This window comes from Actimicrobium sp. GrIS 1.19 (assembly GCF_035984655.1).
Lineage (GTDB): Bacteria > Pseudomonadota > Gammaproteobacteria > Burkholderiales > Burkholderiaceae_D > Actimicrobium.
The window spans coordinates 1-15,535 of record NZ_JAXCHT010000013.1 but is presented as its reverse complement, the minus strand read 5'-3'; the positions used below and the strand labels follow the sequence as shown (position 1 = coordinate 15,535).

The 15,535-nt window shown below is 60.1% G+C and carries 19 protein-coding genes; 17 read left to right on the top strand and 2 right to left on the bottom strand.

Annotated features, from left to right (window positions below; translation table 11 throughout):
• The first annotated feature begins 1 nt into the window (after position 1).
• From RCH09_RS10720 to RCH09_RS10650, 15 genes are all read left to right on the top strand, one after another.
• A complete protein-coding gene (locus RCH09_RS10720; protein WP_326941081.1) occupies positions 2-1,123 on the top strand; it encodes a type II secretion system F family protein in 1,122 nt (373 codons plus the stop codon).
• Between the two features lie 117 nt (positions 1,124-1,240).
• Complete coding sequence (locus RCH09_RS10715) at positions 1,241-1,813, top strand: type IV pilin protein (protein WP_326941080.1); 573 nt, start codon at positions 1,241-1,243, stop codon at positions 1,811-1,813.
• Positions 1,814-1,836: 23 nt separating this feature from the next.
• Entirely contained in the window at positions 1,837-2,409 is a 573-nt protein-coding gene (locus RCH09_RS10710; RefSeq protein ID WP_326941079.1) for a pilus assembly FimT family protein, read from the top strand.
• Positions 2,410-2,413: 4 nt separating this feature from the next.
• Positions 2,414-2,824 carry a hypothetical protein gene (locus tag RCH09_RS10705; RefSeq protein ID WP_326941078.1) on the top strand — a complete coding sequence of 137 codons (411 nt, stop codon included), beginning with the start codon at positions 2,414-2,416 and terminating at the stop codon, positions 2,822-2,824.
• Positions 2,821-3,300 carry a type II secretion system protein gene (locus RCH09_RS10700; protein WP_326941077.1) on the top strand — a complete coding sequence of 160 codons (480 nt, stop codon included), beginning with the start codon at positions 2,821-2,823 and terminating at the stop codon, positions 3,298-3,300. The genes RCH09_RS10705 and RCH09_RS10700 overlap by 4 nt, the downstream gene beginning before the upstream one ends.
• Complete coding sequence (locus RCH09_RS10695; RefSeq protein WP_326941076.1) at positions 3,297-4,232, top strand: DNRLRE domain-containing protein; 936 nt, start codon at positions 3,297-3,299, stop codon at positions 4,230-4,232. Before RCH09_RS10700 ends, RCH09_RS10695 begins: the two co-directional genes overlap by 4 nt.
• A gap of 22 nt (positions 4,233-4,254) precedes the next feature.
• Positions 4,255-5,415, top strand: a complete 1,161-nt coding sequence (locus RCH09_RS10690) for a GGDEF domain-containing protein (RefSeq protein ID WP_326941075.1) — start codon at positions 4,255-4,257, stop codon at positions 5,413-5,415.
• Positions 5,415-6,512 carry a pilus assembly protein PilM gene (pilM, locus tag RCH09_RS10685; protein ID WP_326941074.1) on the top strand — a complete coding sequence of 366 codons (1,098 nt, stop codon included), beginning with the start codon at positions 5,415-5,417 and terminating at the stop codon, positions 6,510-6,512. The genes RCH09_RS10690 and pilM overlap by 1 nt, the downstream gene beginning before the upstream one ends.
• Positions 6,505-7,170, top strand: coding sequence for a PilN domain-containing protein (locus tag RCH09_RS10680; RefSeq protein ID WP_326941073.1), 666 nt, complete (start codon positions 6,505-6,507; stop codon positions 7,168-7,170). Before pilM ends, RCH09_RS10680 begins: the two co-directional genes overlap by 8 nt.
• Positions 7,167-7,733, top strand: coding sequence for a type 4a pilus biogenesis protein PilO (pilO, locus tag RCH09_RS10675; protein WP_326941072.1), 567 nt, complete (start codon positions 7,167-7,169; stop codon positions 7,731-7,733). Before RCH09_RS10680 ends, pilO begins: the two co-directional genes overlap by 4 nt.
• The gene (locus RCH09_RS10670) at positions 7,730-8,056 is read left to right on the top strand and encodes a hypothetical protein (protein WP_326941071.1); all 327 of its coding nucleotides are present in this window, start codon (positions 7,730-7,732) and stop codon (positions 8,054-8,056) included. The genes pilO and RCH09_RS10670 overlap by 4 nt, the downstream gene beginning before the upstream one ends.
• Entirely contained in the window at positions 8,053-9,366 is a 1,314-nt protein-coding gene (locus RCH09_RS10665; protein ID WP_326941070.1) for a type II secretion system protein GspD, read from the top strand. Before RCH09_RS10670 ends, RCH09_RS10665 begins: the two co-directional genes overlap by 4 nt.
• 68 nt (positions 9,367-9,434) lie before the next feature.
• On the top strand, positions 9,435-10,037 hold the full coding sequence (locus RCH09_RS10660) for a LemA family protein (protein ID WP_326941069.1): 603 nt from the start codon (positions 9,435-9,437) through the stop codon (positions 10,035-10,037).
• Entirely contained in the window at positions 10,034-10,873 is an 840-nt protein-coding gene (locus RCH09_RS10655; protein WP_326941068.1) for a TPM domain-containing protein, read from the top strand. Before RCH09_RS10660 ends, RCH09_RS10655 begins: the two co-directional genes overlap by 4 nt.
• A complete protein-coding gene (locus RCH09_RS10650; RefSeq protein WP_326941067.1) occupies positions 10,873-11,370 on the top strand; it encodes a TPM domain-containing protein in 498 nt (165 codons plus the stop codon). Before RCH09_RS10655 ends, RCH09_RS10650 begins: the two co-directional genes overlap by 1 nt.
• Before the next feature lie 15 nt (positions 11,371-11,385).
• Here the strand turns inward: RCH09_RS10650 and phbB are convergent, their stop codons facing one another.
• Positions 11,386-12,105 carry an acetoacetyl-CoA reductase gene (gene phbB / locus RCH09_RS10645; protein WP_326941066.1) on the bottom strand — a complete coding sequence of 240 codons (720 nt, stop codon included), beginning with the start codon at positions 12,103-12,105 and terminating at the stop codon, positions 11,386-11,388.
• Positions 12,106-12,288: 183 nt separating this feature from the next.
• Between phbB and RCH09_RS10640 the strand changes: the two genes are divergently transcribed.
• Together RCH09_RS10640 and RCH09_RS10635 are read left to right on the top strand one after the other, a co-directional pair.
• On the top strand, positions 12,289-13,158 hold the full coding sequence (locus tag RCH09_RS10640) for a universal stress protein (protein WP_326941065.1): 870 nt from the start codon (positions 12,289-12,291) through the stop codon (positions 13,156-13,158).
• A gap of 661 nt (positions 13,159-13,819) precedes the next feature.
• Positions 13,820-14,731, top strand: a complete 912-nt coding sequence (locus RCH09_RS10635; RefSeq protein ID WP_326941064.1) for a Crp/Fnr family transcriptional regulator — start codon at positions 13,820-13,822, stop codon at positions 14,729-14,731.
• A gap of 260 nt (positions 14,732-14,991) precedes the next feature.
• On the opposite strand, the gene RCH09_RS10630 is transcribed toward RCH09_RS10635, so the two are convergent.
• On the bottom strand, positions 14,992-15,435 hold the full coding sequence (locus tag RCH09_RS10630; protein WP_326941063.1) for a hypothetical protein: 444 nt from the start codon (positions 15,433-15,435) through the stop codon (positions 14,992-14,994).
• Positions 15,436-15,535 lie beyond the last annotated feature (100 nt).

Here is a 15,535-nt window from a genome sequence, read left to right as displayed (position 1 = left end):
TATGGCGCTCGAACTCGACGACGATAGCGCGGCCGCGTCTGCTGCACCGCGCCGCGCTGCGCGCTCCTGGCTGCAGTGGTCGTCGGCACGCATTGGTGCGCAGGACCGGATTTTGTTTACCGAACGGTTGTCGCTCCTGCTGGAAACCGGCGTGCCGTTGCATGGCGCCCTGAAATCACTGTACGAGCAAACCGTCAATCCGCGACTGCAGGACATCATTGCAGAGATGCTCGACGACATCGTCGCCGGACGGCGTTTTTCGGAGGCGCTGGTGCGCCATCCGGATTTGTTTCCGACGACGTATATCAATCTGATCGCGGCCAGCGAAGCCGGTGGCTTTTTGCCTCAAGTTCTCGATCAATTGGTCGATATGGATGAGAAGCAGGAGAAGCTGCGCAGCACGCTGGTATCGGCCTTGTCGTATCCGGCCTTCCTGATTGTGTTTTCGGTAGCGGTGGTGGTGTTCATCCTGATGTTCGTGTTCCCGAAATTTTCGGTGCTGTTTGCCTCGATATACAACGAGCTGCCGGTGACCACGAAAATCCTGATTGCCGCCAGCGATCTGCTGACCAAACACGTGACCGAAGTCCTGGCCGGCCTCGGCGGGCTGATCGCGGCAGTAATGCTGTTGCTGCGCCGGCCAGCCACGCTGCTTGCACTAGATCGCCTCAAGCTGCGCGTGCCGGTCATCAGGGACATCTACGCCAAGATTTATCTGACGCGCCTGATGCGGGTGATGGGTATTTCGCTGGAGCGCGGCGTGACGATTCTGGCGACGCTGGCGGCCTGCCGCGAAGTGGTGCCGAACGCCGAGTTCCAGCAGTTCCTGCTGCAGCTGGAAACCGAAGTCACCGAAGGCAAGGGCATCGCCGAAGGCTTCAAGCACAGCTACTTCATTCCGGTCAGCGTGCGGCAGATGATCAGCACCGGCGAAGAAACCGGCACGCTGGGCCGGGTGATGGGACGCATCGCCGATTTTTATGACCGCGAATTGACCAAGCAGCTTAACCAGATGGCGCGACTGGCCGAGCCGGTCATGCTGCTGGTGATGGGCGTGCTGGTGGGGACCATTGTCAGCTCGCTGATTCTGCCGATTTTCAAATTGTCACGGGCGGTGCACTAAGTTTTTACAATGGGCGGTTTTTCCACCACATAACTGATGGTTTGTTGCTCTGCTGACTGACACTTACTACGCATTCTTCTATTTTGTTTTATCAACTTTTAATCTGACGAGATCACCATGTACAAACAGTTCAAGCGCTCCGCAGCACTCGGCTTTACCCTGATCGAGTTGCTGATCGTCGTCATCATCCTGGCGATTCTGGCAGCGATTGTGATTCCGCAATTCACCAACACCACGGTCGACGCCAAGGAGTCCACGCTGGACGCCAACCTGGGCGCAATGCGCTCGGCCATCGAGCTGTACAAGATCCAGCATAACGGCCTGTATCCGGGCGCAGCACTGTCGAATGCCGGCGCCGGGTGCGCCTCACCAGGTGTCAAGGGAACGGCGACGGCAATTGGCGCGCAGGCCTTCATCGATCAGTTGACCGCGGCCACCGATGCGGCCGGCAATTCATGCACCATCGCTGACACCACTTACAAATACGGGCCGTATCTGCGTCAGAATATTCCGGTCGAACCGATCGGCAACAAGGGTTCGCTGGCAGCTGAAATCGTCGCCACCGCGACCGGCGCGGCGATCGTGCCGACAGCGGCGACCGGTGGTTGGGCCATCGATACCAAGTCGGGCCAGATCGTCATGAACAGCAATGCCACCGACAGCAAGGCCACGCCTTACTACAAGCATTAACCAGTCCGGCGCGCGCGCTCGTCATGGCAACCAGGCCACCCCCGCAGCACGGCCATACGCTGGCCGAACTGCTCGCGGTGCTGGCGATTGTCGGCATCGCGTCGGCATTTGCCCTGCCCAGTGCCGAACCGCTCAAGCAATCGATCCTGGATGCGGCGGTCAAGGAAGTCGCGCAGGCGGTGCGCTTTGCGCAGGCCGAGGCAATCCGTACCGGTGATTATCGCGTCGTGCGGATCGACCCGGCGACCGAAACGGTGCGGGTGTTCGCGCTCGACATGGGACCAAAGCCGCCGGTCGAAGACGTCGGCAACCCGGTCAGCAATCCTGTCGATAAAAAAAATTACAGCGTTTCACTGACGACTACGACGGGTATCAAGGGTAGCCAGATCATTACTTCAGTTTTCAATTTTTCCGGCGGCTCAAGCGCCAGCCAGCTTGGCTTCGGTCCCGATGGAGCGCCGGTGAATGTGCTTGGGCCGAATCCGCCTGATCTCAAGGCTTTGCTCGGGGTTGGCCAGGTGGTACTGGCCTATGGCAATTTGCAGCGCACGCTGAGCGTCGATGCCTCGACCGGTCGCGTCACTGCGTCGCCCTGAACCGATGAAGCGCCGCGCGGCTGGTTTTTCGTATGTCGAGGTGGTACTGGCGACAGTGCTGCTGGCGGTCTGCATCGTGCCGGCCACCAACGCATTGCGCAATGGTGCGAGCGCACCGCAAATCGTCGCGACGCAGGGGCACGCGATGCTGTGCATCAAAAACCAGATGGAAAAAGTCATCGCCGAGCCGTACCACAATCTGGTGCTGGCTTCCGGTACGCTGGCCACGCCCTCGGCCACGTATTCTTTGGCAGCTGACAGCCAGTGCCCGGCCCGCAATATCTATATTGCAAAATACAATCCGGATGGTTTCCCGAATTTTCCGAACGCCGATACCGGCCTGCTGTACATCAATGCCTCGGTGCCTGATGGGGCCGTTGCGCAGTTTCCGCTGACCACGCTGGTGGCGCGATGATGCGCGCCCGCCAGAACGGGGTGACTTTGATCGAATTGCTGGTCGGCCTAGCAATTGCGGGGCTGCTGATGGCGCCGCTAATGCGTCTGCTGTCGAACACCGCCGCGCTCGGCGCCGTCAACGCCGACCAGCAGGCTCTGCAACAGCAGGTGCAATTTGCCATGCAGCGCATCGCGCTGCAGGTGGGGCAGGGCACCAACAGTCTGCTGCCGCCGAAGGCCGACAACACCAGTTCCGGCACCTGGCTTAATCCGGCCCTGTATGACTTGCGCGCCGGTTCTGTCGCCGGCACGCTGGCGTTGACCGAGACCATTGCTGGTGTCAGCCATGTGCTGGCCGAGCCGGTCGGCAGCTTCAGCATTACGTCGCCGCCGGTGACGGCCGGGCAGACCCTGATTGTGGTCAGCATCACGCTCGCGCGCGGGGACTTGCAAGCTAGTGCGACGCAGCAAATGCGACTCGGCGGTGCGCGATGAGGGCGCCGAAAAATGCACAACACGGCGTGGTCCTGCTGTGGGTCGCCGCCACGCTGGCGATCATCGCCGCGCTTGCTTATGCGATGAGCCACGAAGGCGCAATGACGGCACAGAACGCCGAGACGCAACGCGATACCGATATCGCACGGTATCTGGCCGAGGCCGGCTTAAGTCTGGCCAAGTGGCGCAACGAGCAGGCTGGCTGTAAAAATTATAACGACGTCGCTACCACTCCGATTGCGGGGATTGGCACTTACGCTGCAGTGGTCAGCAAGGGCAGCAGCAAGACCCTCAATATTGTCGCCACCGGTATCTCGGCGGGCGGCGCGCGGGTTCAGCTCACGCGTTCGAGTGTCGTCGTGCATGATCTGGGCAACGACGTCAATACGACCTTGCAGAGCGGCGGCACTTCCGGTGACATCTGGATCAGCAGCGCTTCGCCAACCACACCGATGACGGGTACGCCGTATCTCGAACTGAACCAGGGAAGTTCGAACGCGCTGCTCAAGTTTGACGCGCCAAAACCAAACATCCCGACCGATGCCGTGATTCTGCAGGCCGATCTGAAGCTGACCAAGTATCAGGACAACTCCAGCCTCGGCGGCAAAGTCATTAGTGTTCACCGCATGCTGCGCGACTGGGACTCCGGGGCGGCGACCTGGAATAACGCTACGGCGGGCACGGCATGGGGCAGCAGCGGCGCCGATTATGATGCTGGAAACATCGCGGCAATCACGGTAACAACCAATTTTTTGTATAGCTGGGACATCACCACGCTGGTCGACGGCTGGTACGCCAAGGGCTTGCCCAATTACGGCTTGCTGGTCAAGCCCGACGGACCGCTGGTCGGCGCGCGCTTTTATAGTTTTGAATACGGATTTATCCCGACGCTTCGACCACAAGTCGCGATCAGTTTCGCGCCGCCCTGCTAATGCATTACCACCGGAACCGCGCATGAGCACACGCAGCACCTTCGATTGGCTCGACGCGCCGCGCGCTGCGCTGCGCAATGTCTGGTCGTCGACCACCTTTAGCGGCAGCGCATTGAGCGCCTATGCGGAACCACACATCACCCGCGACACCCGCGACGGCATCGCGCTGCTGAGTCTGGTGGCATTACTGTTTCTGGCAACGGCGGCGCTGCTGTGTTCGGTATTCCAGCTTGGCACCGGCTATGTTTACACGTATGCCGTGCTGACCGCGCTGGCGCTGCACATTCACTTGTCGGCCGGGCGCGTCGCACAAGTGCGGGCCTTGAATCTGCTCGGCATGCTGCTGCTGATCGTGTGCGGCTCCTCGCTGGTGCTGCTGGCGCAACGTTCGGGGCAACTGCACATGATGCTGCTGCTCAGCGTGGCGGTGCTGTTCATGCTGGTGCCGGTGGTTCCATGGGGATTGCGTGAAGCGGGCATGACCACTGGCGCCATTTACCTGATGTTTACCGCCTCGACCTGGTTGAGCCGCACGCGTTTTTCGGCGCTGGATTTGTGGGTGCTGCAATTCCTGATGCTGGTGGCGGCCTTGATCGCGCTGGCGCTGGTCAGCCGTGCGCTGGGGTTGCGCAAGCATGACCTGACCATGCGTTTTGGACTGGAGCAGGCTCATCTCGACATGTCGGAACTGGCCAATCGCGATCATCTGACTGGTGCCTTCAACCGGCGTTTTCTGGAACAGGACTTTGACCGCGTGGTCGCCGCCCATCACCGCGCTGGCTTGCGCAGTTGCTTCGGCCTGTTTGACCTCGATCGTTTCAAGGCCATCAATGACAACTTCGGTCATCTCCATGGCGACCGCGTCCTGCAGGCGATGCAGCAGGCCTTCGCAGGACTGGCCGGCCCGGACGAATATCTGGTGCGTCTGGGCGGTGATGAATTCGCGTTGCTGATGTGCGGTGACGCGGTCCGCCAGCGCATTCGCGCCGCACTGGACAGCCTGGCCGGGTTGGCCGTCGGCGGCGCGATGCCGACCGTCAGCCTCGGTTTGATCACCTTTGCGCCGCACACTGCAATCGATATTGACCAGGCTTACAAGCTGGCCGACGCGTTGCTGTATCAGGCCAAACGCGACGGCGGCAATCACGTCTGCGAGCAAGCCGCTGCGCTGGAGTGCGACTGATGGACTGGCGCTCTTTGTTGCGACGACCGCAAATGGCGCCGATTGGTATCGATTTCGGCGTGCACCGGCTCAATCTGCTGCAGCTTGGCGGCGACATCGCCATGCCAGAATTGCGCGCCGCCGTGTCGGTGCCGTATCCGGTTGAGCGCGAGCGCCTGTTCGCCGATCCTGCAGCATTGAAAAGCTTCGTGCGGCAGGCGTTGACGCAGGCTGCGTTCAGCGGCCGTCGGGTGTCGCCGGCACTGCCGCCGGGTCAAGTGCGCATTCTGCCGCTGACCGTGCATGTCGGCGCCGGTCAGAACGAGCAGCAGGCGGTAGCGCGCGCGGTACGCGATCAGCTGGGTGGCCCGGCTGCCGAGAGCGTGGTTGATTATTACCACGTGCGCAATGTCGAAGCCAATGAACCGGAGCGGCAGGTGCTGGTGGCGGTAGCGCGGCGTGACGACGTGCTGGCATACCTCGATGTCTTGCGCGCGGTCGGCTTCGATCCGGTTTCGCTCGATATCGGCCCGGCTGCGATTGCGCGCTTGCTGGCAGCGATGCAGCGCGACGATTACGAGCAGTCGGTCATGCTGATTAACTTCGGCGTCGCCAAGAGCTTTATCACGGTGGTGTGGGGCCGGCGCCTGATGCTCGACCGCGAAATCGATTTCGGCGAATTCCAGCTGGCCACCAAACTGGCCAAATCGCTCGGGCTGAGCTATGACATCGCGCACAGCCTGCTGTGCGAACACGGCATTGGCACCAAGACGCGCGGCGCCCATGCCAATGGCCTCGCGCAGCGCGATATCGGCCATACCATTCGGGAAATCCTGCATCCCGAATTTGCCCTGCTGGCCGATGAACTCAGCCGCACCCAGGTGTATGTCGCCTCGCGCACGCGCGGCAACTCGGTCAGCCGGGTTTACCTCAATGGCAGTGTGGCGCGCTATCCGAACATCCAGGATCGCATCGACGAACTGATCGCGCTGCCGGTCGAACTGCTCGATCCGTTGAGTGTCTTCGGCCGCGAGCCCGGTGTGCTCAGCGGCACCGAAATTGATCAGGGTTTTGCGCTGGCCGCCGGGTTGGCTTTGCGAGGTTATCGACATGGCTGAAATCGACATGATCCCGCGCAGTTATCGCGATGCCGTGCGGGTCGCGCGGGGCGTCAGGCTGTTTGGCGGCTGCCTCGCCGGCGTGCTGGTGCTGGGCGCGCTGCTGATCGCCGGACTGCACTGGCGCATTGCGGTGGAGGAGCCGCGCCTGGCGCAGCTGCGCGCGCGCACGGCGTTGAGCGATGCGGCCAGCAAGCAGCTGGCGCTGGCGCAAGTGGCCAAGGCGACGCTCGAGCAGCGCCTGGCGGCACTGGCTGCGCTGCGCGGTGCGGGCGAGATCGCGCGCGTTGGCGTGGCAATCGACCAATCCCTGAATCGCGGCGTCTGGTTCAAGCAGTTGCGCTTTTCGCGCGAAGAGCAGCTGCTGCCGGCGACACCGGTTGCCGCGCCACAAACCGGCTATCTGGTGGTCTTGCCGATGGAAGAAGTCGGCAAGCCGGCCGAGACGCGCACCTGGCAGCTGTCAAAGAACATTGAAATCAGCGGCGAGGCGATCGACCATGCGGCCCTGACCGCATTCCTGAACCGCCTGTCCGGCCAGCCTGCGATTGCCGATGTGCGTTTTCTCAACAGCAGCGGCCGCGCCGCCGAGGGCGCGCAGGTGATCGATTTCAATGTCACTGCCGCCACCCGCAGCCAGCGTGGAGCGACCCCATGAACAAGATACTCGACCTGCTCGCGCGCATCCCGGCACGGCAACTGACGCTGCTGTTCGCCGGCGTACTGCTGCTGGTGGCGGCGCTGCTCTGGGTGCTCGGGATTCAGGCGCCACTGGCGCGACTGGCGCTGATGCACGGCGAACAGGCACGGCTGACCGTCACGGCAACCGACCCCGGCGCATTGCGCCAGCAGAACGACCGGCTCGCCGCGCAAATCGCGCTGCTCTCGCGCGATCTCGATACGGCCGATCTGGCGCGCTCGCCCGACCAGATGCTAGTGCGCCTGATCAGCGAAGTCGACCGGATCGGGTTGCGGCACGCGGTCCAGCTCAGCGGCGCCATGCCGGGACCGCGCCGGCGCGTCGTGATTTTCGATGAAATCCCGTTCGACCTCGATGCGCGCGGCAGCTATGGCGCCCTGATGGCATGGATGGCCGACATCGAAAATTCGCTGCCGACGCTGTCGATCGTGCGGTTCGACATCCAGAGCACCGATGTGCCGCCGCAACTGGCGATGAAAATCCGCATCGCCGCCTATCGGCCACAGGAGCCCCGCCCATGAACCGGTGCGTACTTATTGCCGTGCTCGCGTTGTGCAGCGCAAGCACGCTGGCGCAAGGTTTGCGCGATCCGTTTGAACGGCCGGCGCAGGCACCGTTGACGCGTTCGGCCGTGCCCGGCTCCGCAGAAACGGACTGGAAGCCGGACCTGCGCGCCGTCATGCTGGATCGCGACCAGTCGCTGGTGAATATCGGCGGAAAAATCCTGGCGGTGGGCGAATCGGTCAATGGCTACACGCTGGTCACGGTGCGCGAACGCAGCGCCATTCTGATCAAGGACGGGATCCGGATCACCCTTATGCTGGACAAGGAAAGACTTCGATGACATTCAAATGCGTGATGGGCAGTGCGCTGCTGCTGCTGGCAATCTCGGCCGGGGCCCAGTCGGTGCCGGACAAAAAACCGGAGCTGATGTCGTTCGTGTTTCGCGACACGCCGATTGCCGAGCTGTTCGAAATGATCTCGCGCAAGGAGCGCGTCAACATCCTGCTGGCGCGCGGTGTCGGCGGCAATGTCTCGGTTAACCTCTATGACCTGACCGTGCGCCAGGCGATCTTTGCGATTGCCGAAGCCGGCGGCTACAGCGTGATCCAGCGCGGCGGCGGCTACGTCATCAGTGATGCAAAAGAGGCGCCGCTCGACGAGGTGTCCGGCAAGATGGAAGTGCGCTCGATGAAAGTGCAGTATTCCGATCCCCGGCTGATTGCCGACGTGCTGGCCAAGCATGTGTCGCGCGGCGGCAAGATCACGGTGCTGGACCAGCGCCGCATGCTGATCGTGGAAGACACCGCCGACGGCTTGCGCCGCATCGAAGGCTTGCTGCGTGAAATCGACGCCCAGCCGCAGCAGATCATGATCGAAGCCAAGATCCTCGAGATCACCCTCGATACCGGCGAAAATTTCGGCATCGACTGGACCCGCGTCTTCAGCGCCGATGGCGTCAACCGGGGTGGCACCACCGGGCTGGCCACACGCGGCGCGCCGGGGCTGTTTTTCAATGTGGTCAACCGCAATGTCGAGCTGTACCTGAGTGCGTTGTCCAACAAGGGCCGCGTGCATACGCTGGCCACGCCCAAACTGCTGACGCTTGAAAACCAGGAGGCCACCACCAATATCGGTGACAAGCTGGGATACCGGCTGACCACCACCATCAACAACGTCACCACCGAGTCGATCCAGTTTCTCGAAACCGGCGTGATCCTGCGGGTGACGCCATCGGTGGATGCCGCCGGACGGATCATGATGAAGATCCGGCCGGAGGTCAGTTCGGGCAGTGTGTCGGCCGGGATTCCCTCGAAAAAGACCACCGAAGTCACCACGCAACTGGTGGCCGACGATGGACAGGGCATACTGATTGCGGGTTTGATCAAGAATTCGAGCGGTTATCGACGGGTTGGCGTGCCGATTCTGGGAGAATTGCCCGGCATCGGGCGATTGTTCTCCAGCACCGAGGACTCCGGCGTGTCGACCGAGACCATCGTGCTGATCACGCCGCGCATCGTCGGCACCCGGGTGGCGCCGGCCGATCTGCCCAGCGTCGGCAAACTCGACAATGCCGAAGGGCGCCTGTTGCGGATCTCGGAGTCGTTGGGAGAAAAAATGGAGTTGCTGGAAGGTCCGGAAACGGGCCGGTAAGTTGGCAGACAAGCTGGCAGTTAAGTTGGCACGCAAGCGCAATCAAACAGAAATCCACGGAGAACATAATGCGTAAATTTTGGGCAATCCTGATACTCACCCTGAGTCTGAGTGGCTGCGGCTACAACACGCTGCAGAGCAACGATGAGCAGATCAAGTCCAGCTGGTCCGAAGTGCTGAACCAGTACCAGCGCCGGGCCGACCTGATTCCCAATCTGGTCAGCACCGTCAAGGGTTACGCAGCGCAGGAAAAGGACGTGCTGCTGGGTGTGACCAACGCGCGCGCCAAGGCCGGCAGTATCCAGATGACGCCGGAGCTGATCAATGACCCGGTAGCGTTCGCCAAATTCCAGGCGGCCCAGGCCGAATTGTCGGGCGCGTTGTCGCGCCTGCTGGTGGTGACGGAAAATTATCCGCAACTCAAATCCGACGCCGGATTCCGCGATTTGCAGGCGCAGCTTGAGGGTACCGAAAACCGTATCACGGTCGCGCGCAACCGCTATATCCAGGCGGTGCAGGGCTACAACCTGACGGTGCGTTCGTTCCCGTCCAACCTGACGGCAATGGTGTTCGGCTACAAGGTCAAGCCGAATTTCACTGTCGAGAATGAAAAGGCCATCTCCGCGCCGCCGAAAGTCGATTTTGGTGCGACGCCGGCCACGCCAAAATGACCATGTTGCGCACGGCCTTGCTGGCGCTGCTGCTGTGCGCGCCGTTCCAGCTGTTCGCGCAGGTCGCCGTGCCGCCGCTCGGCGCCCGCGTGACCGATCAAACCGCGACGTTGACGGCGCAGCAGACGGCCACGCTGGAACAGACCTTGCAGGCGTTCGAAGCCGCCAAAGGCAGTCAGCTCGCCGTGCTGATCGTGCCGACCACGGCACCGGAGCCGATCGAGCAATACGCGTTGCGCGTGGCCGAGCAGTGGAAGCTGGGCCGCAAGAAGGTCGATGACGGCGCGATCCTGGTGATTGCCAAAGATGACCGCGCCTTGCGCATCGAAGTTGGCTACGGCCTCGAGGGCGCGCTCACCGACGTCACCAGCAAACGCATCATCAGCGAAATCATCACGCCACGTTTCAAGCAGGGTGATTTCTATGGCGGGATTGCGGCCGGCGTCGATCAGATGATCCGCGTCGTCAGTGGCGAAGCGCTGCCGCCGCCGACGCCGCGCAGTGCCGCTGGCGCGGCTGGCATTGAACACTTTGCGCCGGTCATTTTCATTGTGGCGCTGGTGGTCGGTGGCGTGCTGCGCGCGCTGCTCGGACGTCTGCCGGGTGCGCTGGTAACCGGCGGCCTGGTGGGACTGGTGGCCTGGTTTTTCGCCGGCGCGCTGTTCATTGCCATCATCGCCGGGGTGATCGCAATGGTGGTCACGCTGTTTGGCGGTGGCATGCGCAGTCTTGGCGGGTTCGGCGGCGGCGGTGGCTTTGGGTCGGGCGGGTCGGGAGGCGGTTTCAGCGGTGGCGGCGGCGGCTTTGGCGGCGGCGGCGCGTCTGGGAGATGGTAATGGGATTGGCACGCGTGGCACGACATCTGTTGATGACCGAGTGGCAGGTGCGGCGGGCGTTTCCGGCGCGCAGCCTGAGCCTCATTGAACAGGCGATCAAACGCAGCGAGAGCGGGCACCTTGGCGAGATCCGCTTTGTGGTCGAGGGCGCCTTGCCGGGCCGCGCGCTGCTCAGCGGGCAATCGGCGCGAGCGCGCGCCATCGAGGTGTTTTCGCAATTGCGGATCTGGGACACCGAACACAACAACGGCATCCTGATTTATTTGCTGCTGGCCGATCGCGATGTCGAGATCGTGGCCGATCGCGGCATTCACGCGAAGGTCGGTGCGGCGGCGTGGGAATCGATCTGCCGGGCGATGGAGCAGGCCTTCCGTCAGGGCGAGAACGAGGCGGCGGTGGTTGGCGGCATTGACGCCGTCACGCAACAATTGACGCGTCATTTTCCCGCTACTGCCGGCGGGCGCAACGAATTGCCCGACCGGGTGGTGGTGCTGTAAGCGTCTGGCGGCGACTTACATGTGCTGTCCGCCATTGATATCGAAGGTGGCGCCGGTGATGAATCCGGCCTCGTCCGCGACCAGAAAGGCAACCATCCGTGCCACTTCCTCCGCCGTCCCCAGGCGGCCAACCGGAATGCTTGCAATGATCGCCTGCAGCGTTTGCTCCGGTACCGACGCCATCATGTCGGTATCGCAGTAGCCGGGCGCGATGGCATTGACGGTGACGTTCTTGCGCGCGCCCTCCAGCGCCAATGACTTGGTAAAGCCGAGAATGCCGGCCTTGGCGGCCGCATAATTGGTTTGGCCAAGCTGGCCTTTTTCGCCGTTGATCGAACTGATGTTCACGATGCGCCCGAAGCCCCGCTCGCGCATCCCTTCGATGACGTGCCGCGACATGTTGAATACCGAACCGAGATTGGTATTCATGACGCGCCACCACTGATCCGCATCCATCTTGTGCAGGAAGCCGTCACGGGTGATGCCGGCGTTGTTGACCAGGATGTCAATCGGTCCCAATTGCTGCTCGACCTGCGCCACGCCGCTGCGGCATGCCTCAAAATCGGCTACATCCCATTGAAATACCGGTACGGAAGTCATTTTCTGAAAAGTCTGCGCGGCGTCGGTATTGCTCCGGTACACCGCGCCGACACGATATCCGGCCGCCTGCAATGCCAGCGAAACAGCCTTGCCAATGCCGCGGGTGCCACCAGTAACGAGTGCGGTTCTGGTCATGATCCAGCTCCTGTCCTGATTGTGAATGGAAAATAAATTATGACGAATGTGCACGGCGCCGTCGTTGCCGCGGGGTGATCTGCATCATGACCCTGGAAAATAAAATCGCCCCACCGAGCCAAGGAGTCCAGATCATCCCGAATTGATCCACATCAATCCAGCGTCACAATGCAAGGTCTACTGTTGTCTAAATATTACGCAATCGACATTGCGCAGGAGGATATCGTGGCCTCGATAACGATGATGGTGCAGATGGAATTGGGAAAAACCAGTCCGAACCTGTTGCGGGTTGCCGGCCAGCTGGCGGCACGTTTTGGCGCCGATGTGATCGGCATTGCGGCCTGCCAGCCGGTCCAGGTGGTCTACAGCGATGGCTTTATCTCGGCCGACATTTACGACAAGGACCGCACCGAAATTGGCGCCGAAATGAGCGCGGCGGAAGACGCCTTCCGCGCAGCGCTGACGCCGCATGCGCGATCGGTTGGCTGGCGCTCCCTGATTACCTTTCAGCCGCTGGCCGAATGTCTCGCCAGCGAGGCGCGCAGTGCCGACCTCGTCATCACCGCATCGTGCCAGACCGGCAATGCCAATCCCACGCGTGCGATGAATATCGGCGCGTTCGTGATGCAGGTCGGGCGCCCGGTTCTGATCGTCCCGGTCAATGTGGCGACGCTGTCGCTGTCGCATGTGCTGGTCGCCTGGAAGGACACGCGGGAAGCACGCCGTGCAATCTTTGATGCGTTGCCATTGCTCAAGCAGGCCGAGCGGGTGGTGGTGGTGGAGATTACCCGGGCCGTGAATGCCGATGAATCCAGCGCGCACCTGATCGAGATTGTCAACTGGCTCAAGCGACACGAGATCGCGGCGGAAGCACACACGGTGGTGTCGCGTGGCGACGACGCGGCGCAATTGCTGACCATCGCGCATGATCGCAATGCCGACCTGCTGGTGGCAGGGGCCTACGGACACGGTCGGCTGATGGAATGGTTCTTCGGCGGGATGACGCGCGATGTGCTGTTTTGTCCGGAGCGCTGTTCGTTCTTGTCGCATTAGAAAGACCGCTTCGCAGCAACGTTTTTTGGTAGTCAAGGCCAACTGAAAGTCGGCCTGATCATGCCGGGAAATTCTCTGTGCGCGGATAAATCCGGCGCCATTCCCGGTGCATTTCGCCCATGAAATTGCGCCATTCCAGATAATCCATTTGCGTGATTTTCGTTGCAAGGGTTCGTTGCGACGGATTATTCTTGGTAATTTCTACGGAATATAAAGGAAGTCATCGGTTATTTTAAAACCGACCGGTTTTAATTCGCTCCCCGCACGCCAATGTTTCTGTTGATTCATGTATTCAATTCTCCCGAGAAACATTTACTGTGGTTTTTCGGTGTGGAAAAATTAAATACCAAAAATATAAGATTTTTGTTTGCAAAAAGGTATTCCGTGTGAAATACTATTGGTAGCTGATGAGGAGTAATCGACAAATTTCTCGTTGGCGAAGCAGAATTTCTGTACGAGGTTGATGGTCATATGATGTTGAAATTCGTGACAGAAATAATGCGTTGATCGAGTTGCTGGAGTGAGTAATTGAAAGCGATGCCGAATGCATGCGGCGTGCTGTTATTTATTTTCAGATGCACCGTACTCGTCTCACGTGACGGCAAGCTTGTGCCGATTCAATTTCAAAATATGTCATTTCATCGTGGTCCAGGAGCTGCCCATGTTATCCAAGCAAATTTACCAAGTGTCATCCACCGGTATGCCAACATCAACGCCACTACAGAACATGGAACCTGGAAAGTATTGTGAACGAGGGCGTTGGACGAGCATTAATATTCTTGGTGAAGTCCTCCGGAATTTTCTGCCGCGCACATTGGTCCTGAGGGAAAACAGCATGTTGGTACAGCACATGCGGTTCAAGACAGGAGAGCGCATTCATACGGTTGGACAACCGTTCGATACGGTCTATGTGGTTTATTCGGGGTTTGTGCGGGTGAGTTCCTGCGACGATCTCGGTAACGAACAGGTATTGAGTTTTCCGATGCGCGGCGATCTGTTTGGTCTGGATGGCATTCATTCGGGCCACTACGTTTCCGAAGCGATCGCCCTGACTGAATGCAATCTCATCCTCTTGCCGTTCTATAAATTCAATGAGATTTTTCAGGCGCAACCGGAATTCGAACAGGCGATTTTCCGCGCCATGAGCCATGAACTGGTGCGAGAGCAAATGATGATCGGGGTACTGGGAACGCTGGGCGCCGATGCGCGCGTCGCACGCTTCCTGATGCTCAATTCCGAGCGCTTCCGCCAGCTGGGCTGGTCCGAAAAGTCATTCAACTTGAGCATGACCCGGCGCGATATCGGCAGTTATCTCGGACTGTCGCTGGAAACGGTGAGCCGGATCTTGTCGTCGTTTGACGAAGCCGGACTGATTCGCGTTGAAAACAGGACCATTACCATTCTCAATCCGCAATTGCTGAAATCGATGAGTAGTGTCGGGTCGAGAAAAAAACGGGGCGCATCAGCGCAGGACAGCAAGCCTGAGCGCGACCTCGACGGCGCCTTTCCTGCGGTTGCAGTCATGGCGGAAAACGCCAGGAAGCGTCCGGATCGGATTGATCTTTCGACCTAGATGTCGCCGCGCCGCGCCATCACGGGCGGCTATTCTTTCGGGGCGGTGTCGCGCTTGCGAAGGCTGCCCCGAATTCGAATGGATGATCCCCGATCCCGGTCAAAGGCGATCGGCATTGGCCGTCGATCATTCCGTCTGATGCATCCCCTGACGGTAGGCTGGTTGACCAACCGGGTTAGCCCGGGCATTCCGGCCATTCCCTGCGGATTGACAGTGACCCCTGATGCAATCCATTTCTGTTTCAACCAGGACTGGTCGAATCACGTCATTGACAGGTTGTTCCCGGCTGATGGCGGATGCGCATGCATCCGGTGTTCCGGTTGATCGGGTTTTTTGGCCTGCAATATTGAATACACTTCAAAGCACGAGAGAAACAGAATCTTCGCTTCCTTGGGCGTTAATGGGACAATGTTTTTTCCCAGTGGCGGAGGTGGTTTTGTGCAATATTCCGCATCACCGTCATTCTTTGTCCAGTTCACCAAATCGCGTTTTTCGGTTGCCTCAATCAGTAAATCAGCCGTGCGGATGACATTGGATGTCAGCATCGGAAGATTGAATCTCTTTGCAATGACAGATTCGATTTTTGATTCGATTTCAATAAAACTGGGCAATAAGGATTTCAATGGGGCAGGAATATCTCCCAGATAAGCAGCAGGTGCGTGATAAAGCAGCGCCTGTAATTTCAAATGCGCCGGAACGGTCATTGATACCACCTCGTTATACACAAGTGCGCCCCACCCACGCCACACGAGAATTCCCGCATACGTTCAATAAATTAGCGCATCCCTTGTAAACTGGGCAGAA

Coding starts and splice junctions, on each gene's coding strand:
- RCH09_RS10720 (WP_326941081.1), top strand. CDS start 2: ATGGCGCTCGAACTCGACGACGATAGCGCGGCCGCGTCTGCTGCACCG.
- RCH09_RS10715 (WP_326941080.1), top strand. CDS start 1,241: ATGTACAAACAGTTCAAGCGCTCCGCAGCACTCGGCTTTACCCTGATC.
- RCH09_RS10710 (WP_326941079.1), top strand. CDS start 1,837: ATGGCAACCAGGCCACCCCCGCAGCACGGCCATACGCTGGCCGAACTG.
- RCH09_RS10705 (WP_326941078.1), top strand. CDS start 2,414: ATGAAGCGCCGCGCGGCTGGTTTTTCGTATGTCGAGGTGGTACTGGCG.
- RCH09_RS10700 (WP_326941077.1), top strand. CDS start 2,821: ATGATGCGCGCCCGCCAGAACGGGGTGACTTTGATCGAATTGCTGGTC.
- RCH09_RS10695 (WP_326941076.1), top strand. CDS start 3,297: ATGAGGGCGCCGAAAAATGCACAACACGGCGTGGTCCTGCTGTGGGTC.
- RCH09_RS10690 (WP_326941075.1), top strand. CDS start 4,255: ATGAGCACACGCAGCACCTTCGATTGGCTCGACGCGCCGCGCGCTGCG.
- pilM (WP_326941074.1), top strand. CDS start 5,415: ATGGACTGGCGCTCTTTGTTGCGACGACCGCAAATGGCGCCGATTGGT.
- RCH09_RS10680 (WP_326941073.1), top strand. CDS start 6,505: ATGGCTGAAATCGACATGATCCCGCGCAGTTATCGCGATGCCGTGCGG.
- pilO (WP_326941072.1), top strand. CDS start 7,167: ATGAACAAGATACTCGACCTGCTCGCGCGCATCCCGGCACGGCAACTG.
- RCH09_RS10670 (WP_326941071.1), top strand. CDS start 7,730: ATGAACCGGTGCGTACTTATTGCCGTGCTCGCGTTGTGCAGCGCAAGC.
- RCH09_RS10665 (WP_326941070.1), top strand. CDS start 8,053: ATGACATTCAAATGCGTGATGGGCAGTGCGCTGCTGCTGCTGGCAATC.
- RCH09_RS10660 (WP_326941069.1), top strand. CDS start 9,435: ATGCGTAAATTTTGGGCAATCCTGATACTCACCCTGAGTCTGAGTGGC.
- RCH09_RS10655 (WP_326941068.1), top strand. CDS start 10,034: ATGACCATGTTGCGCACGGCCTTGCTGGCGCTGCTGCTGTGCGCGCCG.
- RCH09_RS10650 (WP_326941067.1), top strand. CDS start 10,873: ATGGGATTGGCACGCGTGGCACGACATCTGTTGATGACCGAGTGGCAG.
- phbB (WP_326941066.1), bottom strand. CDS start 12,105: ATGACCAGAACCGCACTCGTTACTGGTGGCACCCGCGGCATTGGCAAG.
- RCH09_RS10635 (WP_326941064.1), top strand. CDS start 13,820: ATGTTATCCAAGCAAATTTACCAAGTGTCATCCACCGGTATGCCAACA.
- RCH09_RS10630 (WP_326941063.1), bottom strand. CDS start 15,435: ATGACCGTTCCGGCGCATTTGAAATTACAGGCGCTGCTTTATCACGCA.